This is a genomic window from Kerstersia gyiorum (assembly GCF_004216755.1).
Classification (GTDB): domain Bacteria; phylum Pseudomonadota; class Gammaproteobacteria; order Burkholderiales; family Burkholderiaceae_B; genus Kerstersia; species Kerstersia gyiorum.
Map to the genome: position 1 here is coordinate 441,577 of NZ_SGWZ01000003.1, position 15,232 is coordinate 456,808.

15 protein-coding genes are annotated in these 15,232 nt (G+C 64.5%); 4 read left to right on the top strand and 11 right to left on the bottom strand.

Annotated elements, in window-relative coordinates; all coding sequences use genetic code 11:
• From EV679_RS11815 to ribBA, 9 genes are all read right to left on the bottom strand, one after another.
• Positions 1-627, bottom strand: a complete 627-nt coding sequence (locus tag EV679_RS11815) for a response regulator transcription factor (protein WP_068374998.1) — start codon at positions 625-627, stop codon at positions 1-3.
• Entirely contained in the window at positions 627-1,715 is a 1,089-nt protein-coding gene (locus tag EV679_RS11820; protein ID WP_130487317.1) for a sensor histidine kinase, read from the bottom strand. Before EV679_RS11820 ends, EV679_RS11815 begins: the two co-directional genes overlap by 1 nt.
• 285 nt (positions 1,716-2,000) lie before the next feature.
• Positions 2,001-2,258, bottom strand: a complete 258-nt coding sequence (locus tag EV679_RS11825; protein WP_068375000.1) for a hypothetical protein — start codon at positions 2,256-2,258, stop codon at positions 2,001-2,003.
• 396 nt (positions 2,259-2,654) lie between these two features.
• Entirely contained in the window at positions 2,655-3,182 is a 528-nt protein-coding gene (locus EV679_RS11830) for a CinA family protein (RefSeq protein WP_238591446.1), read from the bottom strand.
• Positions 3,183-3,264: 82 nt separating this feature from the next.
• A complete protein-coding gene (locus tag EV679_RS11835) occupies positions 3,265-3,783 on the bottom strand; it encodes a phosphatidylglycerophosphatase A family protein (RefSeq protein ID WP_068375010.1) in 519 nt (172 codons plus the stop codon).
• Positions 3,780-4,745, bottom strand: a complete 966-nt coding sequence (thiL, locus tag EV679_RS11840) for a thiamine-phosphate kinase (RefSeq protein ID WP_127773244.1) — start codon at positions 4,743-4,745, stop codon at positions 3,780-3,782. The genes EV679_RS11835 and thiL overlap by 4 nt, the downstream gene beginning before the upstream one ends.
• A gap of 105 nt (positions 4,746-4,850) precedes the next feature.
• Positions 4,851-5,351, bottom strand: a complete 501-nt coding sequence (nusB, locus tag EV679_RS11845; protein WP_068375015.1) for a transcription antitermination factor NusB — start codon at positions 5,349-5,351, stop codon at positions 4,851-4,853.
• On the bottom strand, positions 5,308-5,826 hold the full coding sequence (gene ribH, locus EV679_RS11850) for a 6,7-dimethyl-8-ribityllumazine synthase (protein WP_068375017.1): 519 nt from the start codon (positions 5,824-5,826) through the stop codon (positions 5,308-5,310). The genes nusB and ribH overlap by 44 nt, the downstream gene beginning before the upstream one ends.
• A gap of 4 nt (positions 5,827-5,830) precedes the next feature.
• Complete coding sequence (gene ribBA, locus EV679_RS11855; RefSeq protein WP_127773243.1) at positions 5,831-7,027, bottom strand: bifunctional 3,4-dihydroxy-2-butanone-4-phosphate synthase/GTP cyclohydrolase II; 1,197 nt, start codon at positions 7,025-7,027, stop codon at positions 5,831-5,833.
• Between the two features lie 281 nt (positions 7,028-7,308).
• Here ribBA and EV679_RS11860 point away from each other — a divergent pair, with 281 nt between their 5' ends.
• Positions 7,309-8,928, top strand: a complete 1,620-nt coding sequence (locus EV679_RS11860; protein ID WP_068375019.1) for a CYTH and CHAD domain-containing protein — start codon at positions 7,309-7,311, stop codon at positions 8,926-8,928.
• Between the two features lie 199 nt (positions 8,929-9,127).
• Here EV679_RS11860 and ftsY read toward each other — a convergent pair whose 3' ends face one another.
• Positions 9,128-10,162 carry a signal recognition particle-docking protein FtsY gene (ftsY, locus tag EV679_RS18005; protein ID WP_130487350.1) on the bottom strand — a complete coding sequence of 345 codons (1,035 nt, stop codon included), beginning with the start codon at positions 10,160-10,162 and terminating at the stop codon, positions 9,128-9,130.
• Between the two features lie 847 nt (positions 10,163-11,009).
• On the opposite strand from ftsY, the gene rsmD reads away from it, so the two are divergent.
• From rsmD to EV679_RS11880, 3 genes are all read left to right on the top strand, one after another.
• The gene (gene rsmD, locus EV679_RS11870) at positions 11,010-11,573 is read left to right on the top strand and encodes a 16S rRNA (guanine(966)-N(2))-methyltransferase RsmD (RefSeq protein WP_068375022.1); all 564 of its coding nucleotides are present in this window, start codon (positions 11,010-11,012) and stop codon (positions 11,571-11,573) included.
• A 78-nt stretch (positions 11,574-11,651) separates the two neighbouring features.
• A complete protein-coding gene (coaD, locus tag EV679_RS11875; RefSeq protein WP_068375024.1) occupies positions 11,652-12,152 on the top strand; it encodes a pantetheine-phosphate adenylyltransferase in 501 nt (166 codons plus the stop codon).
• A gap of 173 nt (positions 12,153-12,325) precedes the next feature.
• Positions 12,326-12,595 carry a YfhL family 4Fe-4S dicluster ferredoxin gene (locus tag EV679_RS11880; RefSeq protein WP_068375027.1) on the top strand — a complete coding sequence of 90 codons (270 nt, stop codon included), beginning with the start codon at positions 12,326-12,328 and terminating at the stop codon, positions 12,593-12,595.
• An 88-nt stretch (positions 12,596-12,683) separates the two neighbouring features.
• Here the strand turns inward: EV679_RS11880 and EV679_RS11885 are convergent, their stop codons facing one another.
• Positions 12,684-15,167 (bottom strand): AsmA family protein, encoded by a 2,484-nt coding sequence (locus tag EV679_RS11885; RefSeq protein ID WP_130487318.1) that lies wholly within the window; start codon positions 15,165-15,167, stop codon positions 12,684-12,686.
• Between the last annotated feature and the right edge of the window lie 65 nt (positions 15,168-15,232).

A 15,232-nucleotide genomic window follows, 5' to 3' on the forward strand; every position in this document is an offset into this window, starting at 1 on the left:
CTACGGCGCCAGCCGGTCCGCCATGCGTATCAGGTCCGCCAGGGTGCGGGCCTGCATTTTCTTCATCACGTTGCCGCGCCGGACCTTGACCGTCACTTCGCTCAGGCCCAGTTCGTCGGCAATCTGCTTGTTCAGCAAGCCACGCGCCACGCCCTGCATCACGGCCTGCTCTCCGACCGTCAGTGTGTCCCAGTGGCGACGCAACACAGCCATCTCCGCTTCCCGCGCCCGGCGCGCCTGGTCCAGCCCCAGGCCGCGCTGGATCGCATCCAGCAAGTCCTGGTCACGGAAAGGCTTGGGCAGGAATTCGATGGCGCCATTTTTCATGGCCTCCACCCCCATGGCGATATCGCCATGGCCGGTGATGAAAATCACTGGCAGGCGCAGGCCTAGACTTTCCATCTGGCGATGAAAATCCATGCCGCTCTGCCCTGGCATGCGAATGTCCAGGATCATGCAGCCAGGCGCATCCGGCCGTTCGCAGGCCAGGAACGCCGCCACCGAGGCATGGCTGCTGACCTGCAGGCCCACTGAGGCCAGCAGGTCTTCCAGCGCTAGGCGCATGGAGGCGTCGTCATCGACGACGTAAATGATGGGTGACACGCCGGTATCGGATACTCGTTGCACTACACGTTCTCCTGTGGCGCCAACGCCAGGGTAAAACGGCAGACCAGGCCCCCGCCAGGCCGTGCCAGGGCTTCTATGCGGCCGCCATTGGCCTCGACGATAGAACGGCTGATCGCCAGCCCCAGTCCCAGACCGTTTTCCTTGCTGCTCCAGAAAGCATCGAAAATCTGCGCCAGTTCGGCAGGCGCCAGGCCCGGCCCCTGGTCGGCCACGGCAACCTCTGCCTGGCCGTCGGGCGCCAGCCCGGTGCTGAGGGTCACTGCCCCCGCCCGGATACCGGCCTGGTCCATAACCTCGGCAGCATTGAGCAACAGATTGCCGAGCACCTGCTGCACCTGGACCTGGTCTGCCAGGACCGCCGGCATCTCATCGGCCAGCTTCAGGATCAGTTCGACACCATGCCGCTCGAATTCGGCATGCATCAGCAAGGCCGCCTCGATCACGGCAGCATTCAGGTCGAAAGGTTCGCGGGCCGGCGCTTCGCCGCGCGTCAGCGCCCGCACCCGTTCAATGACGGCGCTGGCGCGGTGGGCATCCTCGACGATGCGCCCGGCTGCCTGACGCGCCTTTTCCAGATTGGGTGGCGCCATATCCAGCCAGCGCTGGCAGGCATGGGCGCTGGTGCTGATGGCCGCCAGCGGCTGGTTGACTTCATGGGCGATGGAAGTGGTCAGCTCCCCCATGCTGCTGGAGCGCGCCATACGCTCCAGGCGCGCTTGCGCGGCATGCGCCAGGCGCTGCGCGGAAGCCATTTTCAAGGCCAGCCAGGTGGTAACGCCTATTGCCACAATACTCAGCGCAGAATTGATCAGTCCGATTTCATAGGCGCCGCTGCGCGTCAGCAGAAAGCTCAGGACGGTCAGCACCACGCAGGCCGAAGACAGCGCCACGACGGTGCGGCTGCCATAAATACGCATGGCGGCCAGAATGACTGCACAATAGAACACGGGAAACGCAATGGCGTAATCGGTGACGGTATCTGCGACAAACACCAGGGCCATCGCCAGCAGGAGCAAGGCCGTCCACAACGCCCGGCGCAGGCCCGGCCGCAGACGGGTCTCGCGCGTGATAGACAGCTTGTCCTTCATGTTGCGGGCGGCTCCCTGCCTCTTGCCTGTTCGAAGCGATCTTACCATCGGCCGCCGCAGTCGCCTCATACCTTGAATTCCATCATCAATCGTCCCTTGCGTTCTGCCTGTCACGCAGAAAACAGGGAAGCGCAAATGCCGCCCTGCCTGGCTGTGCCGCCGAACGGCAGCGCAGCCAGGCAGCAGGCTCAGAACATGCGAAACAGGGGATGCCGTGCCGGCACGCGTATCACTTCGCTCACGGTGAATCCGCCGGTTCCAGCCGCGCCATTCCCCGGCACGCTTTCAGGCACCGATTCTGGCATAGGCAGACCGGCGCCTGGGACGCCCCTGGGCGCCATCATCGGCCACCCAACGGCACTCCAGGCCACCAGTGGGGGTAGTACGCCAAACCGCCTTGCGGCCGCCCACACACTTGGCCATGGCCGGATGATTCACAGCCGTGCTGCGCTGCCTGGCAGCGGCAGCACCGGCGGCGTTGGCAAACAGGGTGTGGATGGCAATCTGATGCCGGGACAGGAAAGCCACGTTCAGGAATTTCATTTCTTACCTCTGCGGATCGTCGGAATGACCTGGCCGCCGCGGGCAAGACGAAACCCCGGATCAATCAGTGCGGCGCAGGCGCAATAAGAAGGAACTACAACTGTCTTCTGGCATTTTTTTTGTGGAATCATGGCTGCGCCGGCATGGCGGGCCAATTTTGCAGGACTTCGGCCTGGCGGCCGAAGCATGTTCTCGTCCAGGCGCGGGCCTGGCCTGTGCGCCGGACACCGAGCAGGCCACGGGAAGCCGGGCCGATGCGCCACAGGGATGCGGAACAGTACGGATTATGCGCGCCAGCCGGCGCGCAGGCCAGTGCATCTTTGGGTGGCGCGGCGATACCTTGGTATATGGCAGTGCAGTGGCAGCACAGGCCTGGGCAGCAGGCTGCCCGCCGCATCAGCGGGTAGTGCAGGGCGCGCTGACCAGCGGCAGCGCCGCCCTCAGGGCATACAGCACAGCCGCACGCCGAACGGCGGCGCGATCCCCATCGAACAGGCGGGTCTGGGCGGCAACCACCACGCCGTCATCGCACAGCCGTGCAAACCCAAAGCACACCATGCCGACCGGCTTGCCCGGCGTCGCGCCACCAGGGCCGGCAATACCGGTCGTGGAAATGGCGAACTGCGTTTCCCGCGTGACGGCCAGAACACCAGTCGCCATCTGGCTGGCGACCTGTTCGCTGACCGCACCATGCATGTCCAGGGACACTTCGGCAACGCCCAGCTGGCGAATTTTCTCGGCGTTACTGTAGGTGACGAAACCGCCATGGTACCAATCGCTGGAGCCTGCCACGGCAGTCAGCGCCCCGGCCAACAGGCCGCCCGTGCAGGACTCTGCCGTGCCCAGCCGCCAACCGCGCTGCGTCAATGCGGCCGCCAATGCCTGCACGGCCTCCAGGATTTCCTTATCAGACTCCATTTCCATTGAGCACTCTCCGTTCATTTGCTGCCTGTGCCGCACCATCCCTGCCCCCTTGCGAAGCCCCGCAAGGCGCTCTGCCCAGTCCTCAGCCGAACAGGCCAATCCAGCCCAACAACAGCATGACTATCAAGGTATAACCCGCCGCCAGCAGGTCGTCCAGCATGACGCCAAAGCCATTCTTGAAATGGGCGTCGAGCTGCCGGATGGGGGCAGGTTTCACGATATCGAACAGGCGAAACAGCAGGAAGGCGCACAACTGGGCCCACCAGCCTGCCGGCGACAGCCAGAGCACCAGCCAGAAGGCCACCATTTCATCCCACACCATGGCGCCATGGTCAGGTACGCCCAGATCCATGCCGGTGCGCTGGCAGATCCAGCAGCCATAGATGAAGCACAGCAACAGGATCACGCCGATGCCGATACTCGACGAGCCCAGCGGCACCAGCAGCCACAGCAGCCAGGCCGCAAGCGTGCCCCAGGTTCCCGGAGCCGGCCGCAACAGGCCGCTGCCCAGGCCCACCGCGAGGAACCGCGCAGGCGAACGCAATGCCCAGGCCAGGGTAGGCTGCACCGGCGCGCCATTACCATACTTGCTGCTATTCATGACTGTCCTTCAAAATGATCGAAACCAGCACGCCGCACGTGCAGCGGTGCGCCCTGGTTGTCCAGCAGCAAGCCGGCAGGCCCGGCTTCCAGCACGCCAATACGACTGACCGCAACACCAGCGGCCGCTGCCGCCTGCGCCACCTGCTCCCGCTGTTGCGGCGCTGCCGTAAAACACAGTTGGTAGACGTCGCCGCCCCCCAGCAAGGCATCCAGCAGGATATCCTCATCCATCCCGGCCAGACCGGGATGCGCGGGCAAGGCGCGGACATCCAGCCGCGCCGCGCATGCACTGGCTGCCAGAATATGGCCCAGGTCCTGCAACAACCCGTCGGAGATATCTATCGCCGCGTGCGCAATGCCACGCAAGCGGCGCCCCAGCGCCAGTTGCGGCGCCGGACATTCCAGCGCACCACGCAGCCCAGGCAGCCGCCAGGCTTCCCCGGGCAGTTTGCCTTGCAGCAGTTGCAGGGCGATGTCCGCCCCGCCCAGCGTGCCAGAGACCCAGATATCATCCCCTGGCCGGCCGGCATCCCGGCGCAGCGCCTGAGCTGCCGGGACGGCACCGAAAACCGTCACACTGATGCATACCTGCGGTCCGCGGGTGGTATCCCCGCCGACCAGCGGGCATCCGTACTCCCGCGCCAGCGCCAAGAAGCCGCGCGAAAATCCATCCAGCCAAACGGCATCGACCGCTGGCAGACTCAGCCCCAGCACACACGCCAGCGGCTCCGCCCCCATGGCGGCCAGATCGGAAAGGTTGACGGCCAGCGCCTTGTGCCCCAGCAAAACCGGATCGACATCCGGAAAGAAATGGCGCCCCTCGACCAGCAAGTCCGTACTCACGGCGCAGGTCTGCCCGGCAGGCACGGGAAACAGCGCACAATCGTCGCCCACGCCCAGCATGCCCTGCGGGGCCGGCTGCGTGAAATATTTCCGGATGAGATCGAACTCTGCTGCCATCGTGTTCCCTGGAAAGAAAACGGGCTCGTCACCTTACGGCACGAACCCGCCTACGCACATCAACTATGAACCCGCCGCAGCAATGCCCGGACAGGCAAGCGCTGGTCAGCGACGCGGTGCAGCGCGCAGCTCCTGGGGCCGGACGACGGCGGCCAGCTTGTCGAGCACACCATTGACGAACTTGAAACCATCGGTACCGCCAAAGGACTTGGCCAGCTCCACGGCTTCGTTGATCGCCACTTTGTACGGCACTTCGGGATGACGCGTCAGCTCGAAGGTACCGATCAGCAGGATGCCATGCTCCACCGGCGACAACTCGGCCAGCGGACGGTCGATGAAGGGCTGGAATTTCTCGCGCAGGTCCGCCGCATCGGTAAACACACCGTTGAGCAAAGTACGGTACCAATCGAAATCCGCTTCGCCGAACTCGGGGTCCGAACGCAGGTGGGCGTCGATGGAACCGGTGTCCTTGTCGCCCTGGTCGCCACGAACCAGCCAGGCGTAAATACCCTGCAATGCAAATTCGCGCGCACGGCGGCGCGCACTACGTCCAGACGCCTGCTCAGCCACGATCGTCCTCGGATTCGTCAAAATCTTCTTCCTCATCTTCATCACCTTCCTCGGGCTGCAAGGCCACGAGGAGGTTCACCATTTCCACCGCTGCACGGGCGCAATCACGGCCCTTGTCGGCTGCGCGGACTTCCGCCTGCTCTTCGTTCTCGGTGGTCAGCACGCCATTGGCCACCGGCACGCCGGTTTCCAGGGCAACGCGAGAGATCGCGGCAGCGCTTTCATTGCTGACGATCTCGAAATGGTAGGTTTCACCGCGAATCACGGCACCCAGGGCGATCAGGGCATCGAATTCGCCGGTATCGGCCATCTGCACCAGGACCGGGCCGAGTTCCAGCGCGCCGGGCACGCTGGTGACCATCACGTCGCGCGGATCGACGCCCAGGCTTTCCAGCTCTTCCAGGCAGCTTTCGAGCTCAGCCAGGCCGATGGATTCGTTGAAGCGGGCGCGCACGATACCAATGTGCAGGCCTTCGCCGTTCAGGTCGGGTTCAATGACGTAGGGATTCATGATTTCAGCCTTGTTCAGACTTGGAAGAGGAAGCGGGATCGCTATCGTAGCCCGTGATGTCCAGGCCAAAACCCGCCATCATACTCGGCATCTTGCGCGGGCGTGCCAGCAGGCGCATGCGCGAGACACCAAGGTCGCGCAAAATTCGTGCGCCTATGCCATAGGTGCGCAAATCGAAGCGATCGCCCGAGGGAGCGCTGGGTGCCGTTTCTTCGTCCGACTGCCATGAGGCGGCATGGGCAAAAAAGGCATCGGCGGAATCCGCGCAGTTGAGCAACACGAGCACACCGGCCTTGGCGTGCCGCAAGGTTTCCAGCGCGCTGGGCACCGTCCAGCTGTGCGCGCCGCCCTCGCCGTCGAGCACGTCGAGCACGGAGGCCGGCTCATGCACACGCACCAGGGTTTCGGTACCGGCTTCGATATCGCCATGTACCAGCGCCAGGTGCGGCGCACCGGCTGCCGTATCGCGATAGGCCACTGCGCGGAAGCGCCCCCAGGGGGTACTGACTTCGCGTTCGGCCACGCGCTGTACCACGGACTCATGTTCGTTGCGGTACTGGATCAGATCGGCAATGGTGCCGATCTTCAGGCCATGCTCACGCGCGAATACGGCCAGGTCCGGCAGGCGCGCCATGGTACCGTCGGGCTTGAGAATTTCGCAGATAACTGCGGCCGGCGTCAGGCCGGCCATGGCGGTAAGGTCGCAACCGGCTTCGGTGTGGCCGGCACGCACCAACACACCGCCACGCACCGCGCGCACCGGGAAGATATGGCCGGGCTGCACGAGATCTTCCGGCCGCGCATCGCGCGCCACGGCAGCCTGAATGGTGCGGGCGCGGTCATAGGCGGAAATGCCGGTCTCGACGCCCACGGCCGCTTCAATGGAGACGGTGAAATTGGTGCCATAACGGGTGCCGTTGCGGCTGGCCATCATCGTCAGGCCCAATTGCTCGCAACGCTCTTCGGTCAGCGTCAGGCAGACCAGGCCACGGCCATGGGTCACCATGAAATTGATGGCTTCCGGGGTCACGAAATCCGCCGCCATGACGAGATCACCCTCGTTTTCGCGGTCTTCTTCGTCCACCAGGATGACGATGCGGCCGGCACGCAGCTCGGCGATAATTTCATTGACGGAAGCGATGGTCACGCCTTCCACGGGCGTACCTTCTGCCGGCGTACCGGCGGCTTGAGTGACTGACATTGATGACTCGCTGGAAATCTGCTTCAACCCTCGTATTCTACGCTGCCGCAGGGCGGGATTGCCGCAATGCCCCCTGCCCGACCGTCCGGCAAGGCCCGCCTTTTCTTCCGGCCGTGCCCGCCGTGCTGGCCGCCATGCGGCCCGGCAGGCCCCTGACAGGCACGGATGCTCGCGGGCGCGCGCCTTTGCGCGCGATCATGACATTGCGATGACTCGTCATCAAATTTCGCGGTGCCTCAGGCTAAGATGAGAGAGTTTGCATACACACAACGGCCGCCATCATGTCCGAACAGGAATTGAAACTGCACGTCCCTGCCAGCGCCCGCGCCGGTGTGGAAAAAGAACTCGCCCGAGGGGCCACCGAAACCATTGCGCTGCACGCGCTCTATTTCGACACCCCCACCCGCGAACTGGCGCAGGCCCGCGTGGCCATCCGCCTGCGGCGCGAGGGCGACCATTGGGTGCAGACGCTCAAGACCCCTGGCGCCCATGCACTGGCCCGACTGGAACTCAACCATGACCGGCCCGGCCCGGTCCTGGATCTATCCGTTTATGCGGACACCCCGGTCGCCGAAGTACTGGCAGGCCTGCAGGGCGAACTGGGCGTGCGCTATGAAACCGACGTCACCCGCCAGCTGCGCCGCGTGCGCACGCGGCAGGGTGTGGTCGAAATCGCCTATGACCAAGGCTGGCTGCGCGCATCCGGCCTGGAACTGCCCATTTCCGAAGTTGAATTCGAACTGGTAACCGGCCACCTCCAGGCCGTTTTCCTGCTGGGCCGCCGCTGGCAGCAAAAACACGGCCTGGTGCTGGACCTGCGCAGCAAATCCGAACGCGGCGACGCGCTGGCGACGACGGCCCTGAAACTCGACGCTGCCGGCCCGGCCGGCGCACCGGAAGCCTGTCAGGCGCGTGCCGATGAAATCAGCCGTTTCTGGGCGCCGCGCCCAATCAAGCCCGTCGTCCTGACAGCCCGTCAATCTCCGGCCCAGGCATTGCGTGCCATTACCCTGGAATGCCTGGAGCAGATCGCCCGCAATGCCGCGGTGCTGACCGAAATCGACACCGCAGGCGTCTACGCAGCCGGACAACCCGGGCATGTCCACCAGCTACGGGTAGGCCTGCGGCGCCTGCGTTCGGCCTGGCGGCTGTTCGATGGCTGGACCAGCCTGCCCCCGGAAGCCCTGCAACAGACCGCAAGGACCGTCTTCGGCCAGTTCGGCGCCAACCGCGATGATGATGTGCTGCGTGATGAAATCCTGCCGCCCCTGATGGCCGCTGGCATGCCAGCGATCACGCTGCCGGAAAGCCATGCGGAACTGGCCGCCTCGGACAGTGCGGGCAGCCGCGTGGTGCAGGGATGGCTGCTGGACATGCTGGCCTGGATACTGGACCTGCCATCGGCCCCGGCCGGCACGCCCCCCCAGCCTGCCCGGGAAAGCACGGACGGCGATGCTCCGGTCAGCGGCCAGGATGTCGCCATCATTCCGCTGGATGCCAGGAATGAGGCAGACCTGCGCCGCCTGCTGATGCAGCGCCTGCGCAAATGGCACCGCAGCGTGGTACGCGATGGCCGCAACTTCAGTACGCTGGATATAGATACGCGCCACGCCTTGCGCAAACGCGCCAAGCGGCTGCGCTATGGCCTGGCCTTCGCCGAATCCCTGCTGCCGCAGGGCCGCCTGCGCGCCTACCGGCGCAAGCTGGCCGCCGTGCAGGATCAGTTGGGTGCCATCAATGATATCTACGTGGCCGATGCCCGCTTTGCGCAATTGAGCGTCGAACAGCCACATGCCTGGTTCGCCCGGGGCTGGTTTGCCGCCAGGTTGACCACGCTGGAGCAATCAGCCCAGGCCACCTTGCGCGACCTGGGCCGCGGCCCGGGTTTCTGGCGCGACTGACGCCACCATCACCGCCCTCGGCCAGGCCTGCATCCGGCCTTGCCAGGGCGCACGCCCCAGCAGGCCAGAACAGGCGTGAAGAACTTCGGCCTAAAGGCCGAAGCTTCTCCGCCACGATATAGGGGCGCCTGCGGCGCCGTATGGATATTGCCTCGCTCGACCCCGGCCTGAAGTCCGGGGCTTGCGCTTAGGCACGTGGTCAATCGCCCAGCAATGCCGTGGCGAATTCGCGTGCGGAAAACGCCTGCAAGTCTTCCAGCCCTTCACCCACGCCGATCCAGTATACGGGCACGGCGCGCACGCCCTGGCTGCCAGCCGCGACCGCCGCCAGCGTGCCGCCCTTGGCCGTGCCGTCCAGCTTGGTAACGACCAGGCCAGTCAGATTCAACGCGGCATCGAACGCCCTGACCTGCGCCAGCACATTCTGGCCGCTGTTGCCATCGACCACCAGCAGCACCTCATGCGGCGCAGAGGCTTCCGCCTTGCCTATCACTCGGCGGATCTTGCGCAACTCATCCATCAGGTGCAACTGCGTGGGCAGACGTCCTGCCGTATCCACCATCACCACATCCGCGCCACGGGCGCGGCCGGCGTTGACCGCATCGAAGGCGACGGCCGCCGGATCGCCGCCATCCTGCGCGATCACACTCACGTTGTTGCGCTCGCCCCAGGCGATCAACTGTTCGCGGGCCGCAGCCCGGAACGTATCGCCAGCCGCCAGCAGCACGCTCGCGCCCTGGCGCTGAAAGGCATGTGCCAGCTTGCCGATCGACGTGGTCTTGCCTGCACCATTGACGCCAGCGATCATCACCACCAACGGACGGGTGCCGCCAGCCAGCGGGAACGGTTTTTCCAGTACCTGCAAATGGCGGGTCAGGATGTCGCGCAGGGCCGCCTTGACCTGATTGGCATCGTTCAGGCGTTCCTTGCGCACCTGGGCCCGCAATTCGCCCAGCAGCTTTTCCGTCGCCTCCATGCCCGCATCGGCCATGATAAGAGCCGTTTCCAGCTCTTCGAACAGATTTTCGTCCACCTTGACGCCGACGAACAGGCCGCCCAGGCTCTGGCCGGTGCGTGACAGGCCGCGCTTGAGGCGCTGCAACCAGGAAGTCTTTGCCGGCGCCGCCGATACTTCCGGCGCTGTTTCGGGTTCGGGTTCGGGTTCGGGTTCGGGTTCGGGTTCGAGCACAGTTTCCTGCACTGGCGCCGCAACCGGTGCCTGCGGCTGGGCCACGGCAGCCTGCGGAGCTACCTCGGCTACCGTATATGCGGGCGTTTCAAACGGCGCGGCAGCCTCTGCCGCAGCAGCATCCACGACGGCATCCTCCGAGGCCCGGGCAACCGTCCCGGAGATCACGTCCGGAGCAGCGGCCGACACGACTTGCGGCGCTGATTCCGGCACAGTAACAGGCGCGGGCACGGCCGCCGCTGCCGGAGTGACCAATGGCGGCAAGACCGACGACGGTGCTGTGTCTGACGCCACAACGGGCGCCGCCGGCTGTTCTTGCGATGCCGACACCGGTTGCAGCGGTGCCTGCGGTTCCAATGCCTGACTCGCCCCGGGCGCCGCCGCAGCGGGCGGCTGGGGAACAGGTGCATCGGCTACCGGCACCTGCTCCCCGGTGCTGGTTCCAGTCTGAGCCGCCTCGCCGGCATCGGCAGGCACAGATGACGGTACCGCGTCCGGCTGCTCCTGCGCCGCGGCATCGTCATCCGCCGACCCAGCCGCTGCCGCGTCCTGCAAATCGTTGGCTGTTTCCGGCGCGGGGGCCGGTGCTTTCTTTTTTCGCTTGAAGAAACTGAACATAATCAACCGTAGTGTGACACGGAGAAAACCCGTTACTGGCGCCTGTGCCCGGTACCGGACCGAACCTGCGCCCCCAGGCGCCCAGCGGGCGCCAGCCTGCTCGGCACCACCCCATCAGGGCATGCCAGGCAGGCAATGAGAGCTCCCGGCCTCCCGGCCGGCACTCCCTCGAATGCTGGCAAAGCGCACCGGCTGCTAGGCCGGAGTTCTTCGCAGGCGTTATTCTTGCATTTTCCGCGCCTATTTCCGCGGTTCACGGCATAAACCCATCCCCATGCAGAAACATCGCATCCGCATTGTAGGCGGTCAATTCCGACGGACACCGATTCCCGTGGTGGACGCCCCCGGCCTGCGGCCCACGCCCGACCGTGTTCGCGAGACACTGTTCAACTGGCTGAACCATCTCTGGGACAATGAATGGCAGGACAAACAAGTGCTGGATCTGTTCGCCGGCACTGGAGCACTGGGCCTGGAAGCCGCCTCGCGTGGTGCCGGTCATGTCCTGATGGTGGAAAACCATCGTGCCGCCGCGTCGGCCCTGCGTGCACTGCGCGACAAGCTCGGCGCAACCAACCTGCGCATCCACCAAGGCGATGCCTGGCAGGTACTGGAACGGCTGGACGCAACGCGCTACGATCTCGTCCTGCTCGATCCCCCCTTCGGCCTGGGCCTGCTGGAACGCATCTGGCCTGCGTTGCCGGGCATTCTCAATCCCGGCGCCTACGTGTACGCCGAATCCGAAGCCGCGATCGAACTGCCGCAGAATTCCACCGTGATTCGCTCCGGCAAGGCAGGCGCAGTGAACTACTATCTGCTACAGTTTGTTGCACCGCAATAGCGGCAAGAAATATCCCACCGGGCCCAGTCCCGCCGCGCTGCCTGCCGTTGCGCGAGAACCGTGGAAATGGAGACTTGCATGATTACCGCTGTATACCCTGGTACTTTCGACCCCCTGACACGCGGCCACGAAGACCTCGTCCGCCGTGCCGCCGCCATTTTTGACCGCGTGGTGGTCGGCATTGCCCACAGCCGTGGCAAAAACCCCTTCTTCACCATCGAAGAACGCCTGGCCATTGCCCAGGAAGTGCTGGGGCATTACGACAATGTCGAAATCCACAGTTTCGACGGCCTGCTCAAGGATTTCGTGCGCGAGCAGAAAGGGCGCGTCATCGTGCGCGGCCTGCGCGCGGTCTCCGACTTCGAATACGAATTCCAGATGGCCGGCATGAACCGCCACCTGATGCCGGAAGTCGAAACCCTGTTCATGACCCCGTCGGATCAATACCAATTCATCTCCGGCACTTTCGTCCGGGAAATTGCCCTGCTGGGCGGCGATGTCAGCCAGTTCGTGTTCCCTTCGGTGGAACGCTGGCTGCAGGAAAAAGCCCGCAAGCGCCGCGAAGCAGCCGCCGGCTGATCGCCGCAACGCGCTCCTGAAAAAACCGGTTCCGGGCCACGGCGCGACAGCACCGTGGCCGTTTGCCGTGACAGATACCCCTGCCACCAGCGGGGCTGCCCGCCGCTTTGGCAGCCGGAGCGCTACAATGATGGCTCCTGTAACCGCATTCCCCAACGCTGGCGGGTCCTGCCATGGCGCTGCACATCACTGAAGAATGCATCAACTGCGACGTCTGCGAACCGCAGTGTCCCAACGATGCCATTTACATGGGCGCGGAAATCTACGAGATCAATCCCGACGCCTGCACCGAATGTATCGGCCACTATGACGAGCCCCAGTGCCAAGTCATCTGCCCGGTCGAGTGCATAGAAATCCATCCGCAATGGCATGAAAGCCAGGAAACGCTGATGGAGAAATTCCATCGCCTGACACGCGCCAAAGCCGATCCCACCACCGTATGAAAAAGGGCCGGACATCTGTCCGGCCCTGAATCCATCCTGCGCATGATGCCTGGTGCCGCCCCCCCCCAGGGCAGCTGACACGCACGGCTTACAGCCCCCGGATCATGCGCTGCAACTGGCCACGTATGGCCGCACCAACAATATTCTCGAACTGCACCGCATACTGGGGATTGGTCCAATCGCCAGTGATATGCACCGGCACCCGCACGCCCTCAAGAATGGCAAGCTGACGGGCATTCGAGTGCTTGCGCAGGCCTTGCATGCGCGCCAGCAAATTCAGGTTCAGGCTGCCATTGACCAGGTTCACCGTCCCCTGCTGGCTTTGCGAAACCTTGATATAGGTGCTGTCGAAATTCAGGCGGCGCAGGCTGGCAACGCCCTTGGCCAAGGTCGCCTGCGCATCGAGCAACGAAAAACGCGTGATGCCCGAACGCCGGATGGCAGGTGCCACGCCACGCTTGAGCCCTTCGCTGAAATCAGCCAGCCATTGTTCCGCATCCAGGCCGTCCAGCATACCGTCGACCACCTTGACCCGTGCCGAGCCACCCAGTGCAGCCAGCCAGTCTGCCGGTTGCTCTCCCTGTGCCGTCAGGTCCAGCATCACGTCGGCCTTGCCGCTGATCATCGGCTGGACGCCAACATCCTGCAGCAATGCCCCCAGCGCCACGCCATTCAGGTTCAGCTTGAGCCTGGCCTGCTTGTTTTCCTCAGCCAGCGATGCGTTGCCACTCAGCTTGCCCTCGTACAAGCCAGCCTGGACATCACGCAATTGCAGCTTGCCCGAGCCCGCTTCCAGTTGCGCGCTGACATCCTTGGCCTTCAAGCCATGCAAGACCAGGTCGCCGATACGGATGTCCCCCTTGACCGCCGTTTTGCTCAGCCAGCGCCATGCGGATGGCTCGGGGGCGACTGGCGCAGGCTCGGCCGCTTCCTGTGCCTCGCCTTCCTGTGCTTCGGGCTGGGGTTCGGCGGCGGCATCGGTTTCACCCTTGCGCTCGGCCGGTTCGCCTTCGGCCACGGCCTGGCGGCCAGGCACCAGCTTGTCGAGATCCAGCGTGTCGGCGGCAAGCGAGAACTTCACGCCCTGGCCCGGCTGGGCGTCATATTCCATGCCCAGGTCGAACTTGCCGCCTTCGAGCACGGCATTGATATTGGCCTTGCCGGTATTCTGCGCAAAATTGCCCGACACGCTGCCGATGACAGGGATGGCCAGCGTACCCTTGGGCAAGGCCGGGTCGGTGATCACGATATCGCCCTTGAGCGCCGTCAGGGCCACTTCTTCCTGCAAAGGCCGCAATTCCACCGGTGACGCCAATTGCGTCTTTACGAGACGGCTGCCCTGCCGCACGGCGGCATCCAGCTTCAACTGGCTGAAATCCATATCCGCAGCCGTTCCTTCCAGGCCTTCCAGGCCGAAGGAAATATCCACGGCATCCTCGCCACTCAGGCGCCAACGGCCCGTCAGCGGCTCCCCGGTGGCTTGCGTCGGCGAGACATCCAGCGCAGGCGCATCCACGGCCAGTTCGAAGGGCTGCTGCGCCAGCGCACCCTTGGCGCGGACCGCCATGCGCTCAAGCTGCATGCGCCAGGACGCGGGATAGGCCGCCAGTTTGGCGATCTGCACGTTGGTGTCCACCCCCGTCATCGGTCGCGCGCCATTCACATCGCCCTGGAAAATCAGCTCCAGGCCGGCGACATCCAGGGTGCGCTGGGCACCGTCGAACGCCAGGCTGCTGCCGCGCAGGCTCAAGTTGTTCGCCTGCATGGGACCAAGTTGCCCAGCAAGCTTCATGTCCAGGCGCTGGGCGGCATACTGCCGCATCGCCGGATCAAGCTTGAACATGGCCTGGCCGGACAGGTCGGCCGCCACGGCCGGCTCAGTCCCTGCCATTTTGGCCGTCCAGGCAACATTGAACGACTGCCCGAAGGTCACCCGCCCGGTATTGATATCGAAACTGTACAAACGCACGGCCGCGCCGGAGGCTTCGTCGCTGAAAAGGATTTCGCCATCCTTGAGCGCCAGCCCGGCAATGTCGATCTGCATGTCGCGCCCTTGCGCCGCCGCATCGGCCGAGCTGACCGCCTGCCCCGCGGCCTGGACACCTGCCACCACGCCGCCTGCGACGGCTTCCTCGGGGGATAGTTTGCGGGCCGCCACGCCATTGGCCGGCTGGTCCCCCAGCAGGTCCTGGAAGTTAAAATTGCCCTGGGCGTCGCGTGCGACCCTCGCCTTGAAGCCGTCGATCGCCACGTGATCGACGACCAGGCGGTTGAACAGCAGCGGCCACACGGCAACCGCCAGGCGAGCGCTCTCGACCGAGGCGAACACTTCATCCGAATCCGGTTCAGACAGGGACACCTCGCGCAGGGTCAGGCCAATGCGGGGAAACAGGGAAAAATCCAATGGCCCATTGACGGTCAGCGTGCGGTCATAGCGTTCATGCACCGCTTCCGCCAGCCTGTCCTTGTAGGCATTGGGGTCAAAAGTCAGAAGGAAAATCGCAATGCCAACCACGGCGATCACAATCAGTGACGCCAAAGCGATGACAATGCGTTTGAACCATTGTTTCATTGCATTCCAGGGAAAGCTGGTCGAGCCATCCGGCCTGTCTGGTTCCGGTGAAATTCCGGGCCCGG

Bases quoted from the DNA above. Each gene is read 5' to 3' on its own strand.
- coaD (WP_068375024.1), top strand. From the start codon at position 11,652: ATGATTACCGCTGTATACCCTGGTACTTTCGACCCCCTGACACGCGGC.
- EV679_RS11830 (WP_238591446.1), bottom strand. From the start codon at position 3,182: ATGGAAATGGAGTCTGATAAGGAAATCCTGGAGGCCGTGCAGGCATTG.
- EV679_RS11820 (WP_130487317.1), bottom strand. From the start codon at position 1,715: ATGAAGGACAAGCTGTCTATCACGCGCGAGACCCGTCTGCGGCCGGGC.
- EV679_RS11825 (WP_068375000.1), bottom strand. From the start codon at position 2,258: ATGAAATTCCTGAACGTGGCTTTCCTGTCCCGGCATCAGATTGCCATC.
- EV679_RS11835 (WP_068375010.1), bottom strand. From the start codon at position 3,783: ATGAATAGCAGCAAGTATGGTAATGGCGCGCCGGTGCAGCCTACCCTG.
- thiL (WP_127773244.1), bottom strand. From the start codon at position 4,745: ATGGCAGCAGAGTTCGATCTCATCCGGAAATATTTCACGCAGCCGGCC.
- rsmD (WP_068375022.1), top strand. From the start codon at position 11,010: ATGCAGAAACATCGCATCCGCATTGTAGGCGGTCAATTCCGACGGACA.
- ribH (WP_068375017.1), bottom strand. From the start codon at position 5,826: ATGAATCCCTACGTCATTGAACCCGACCTGAACGGCGAAGGCCTGCAC.
- ribBA (WP_127773243.1), bottom strand. From the start codon at position 7,027: ATGTCAGTCACTCAAGCCGCCGGTACGCCGGCAGAAGGTACGCCCGTG.
- EV679_RS11880 (WP_068375027.1), top strand. From the start codon at position 12,326: ATGGCGCTGCACATCACTGAAGAATGCATCAACTGCGACGTCTGCGAA.
- EV679_RS11885 (WP_130487318.1), bottom strand. From the start codon at position 15,167: ATGAAACAATGGTTCAAACGCATTGTCATCGCTTTGGCGTCACTGATT.
- nusB (WP_068375015.1), bottom strand. From the start codon at position 5,351: ATGAGGAAGAAGATTTTGACGAATCCGAGGACGATCGTGGCTGAGCAG.
- EV679_RS11860 (WP_068375019.1), top strand. From the start codon at position 7,309: ATGTCCGAACAGGAATTGAAACTGCACGTCCCTGCCAGCGCCCGCGCC.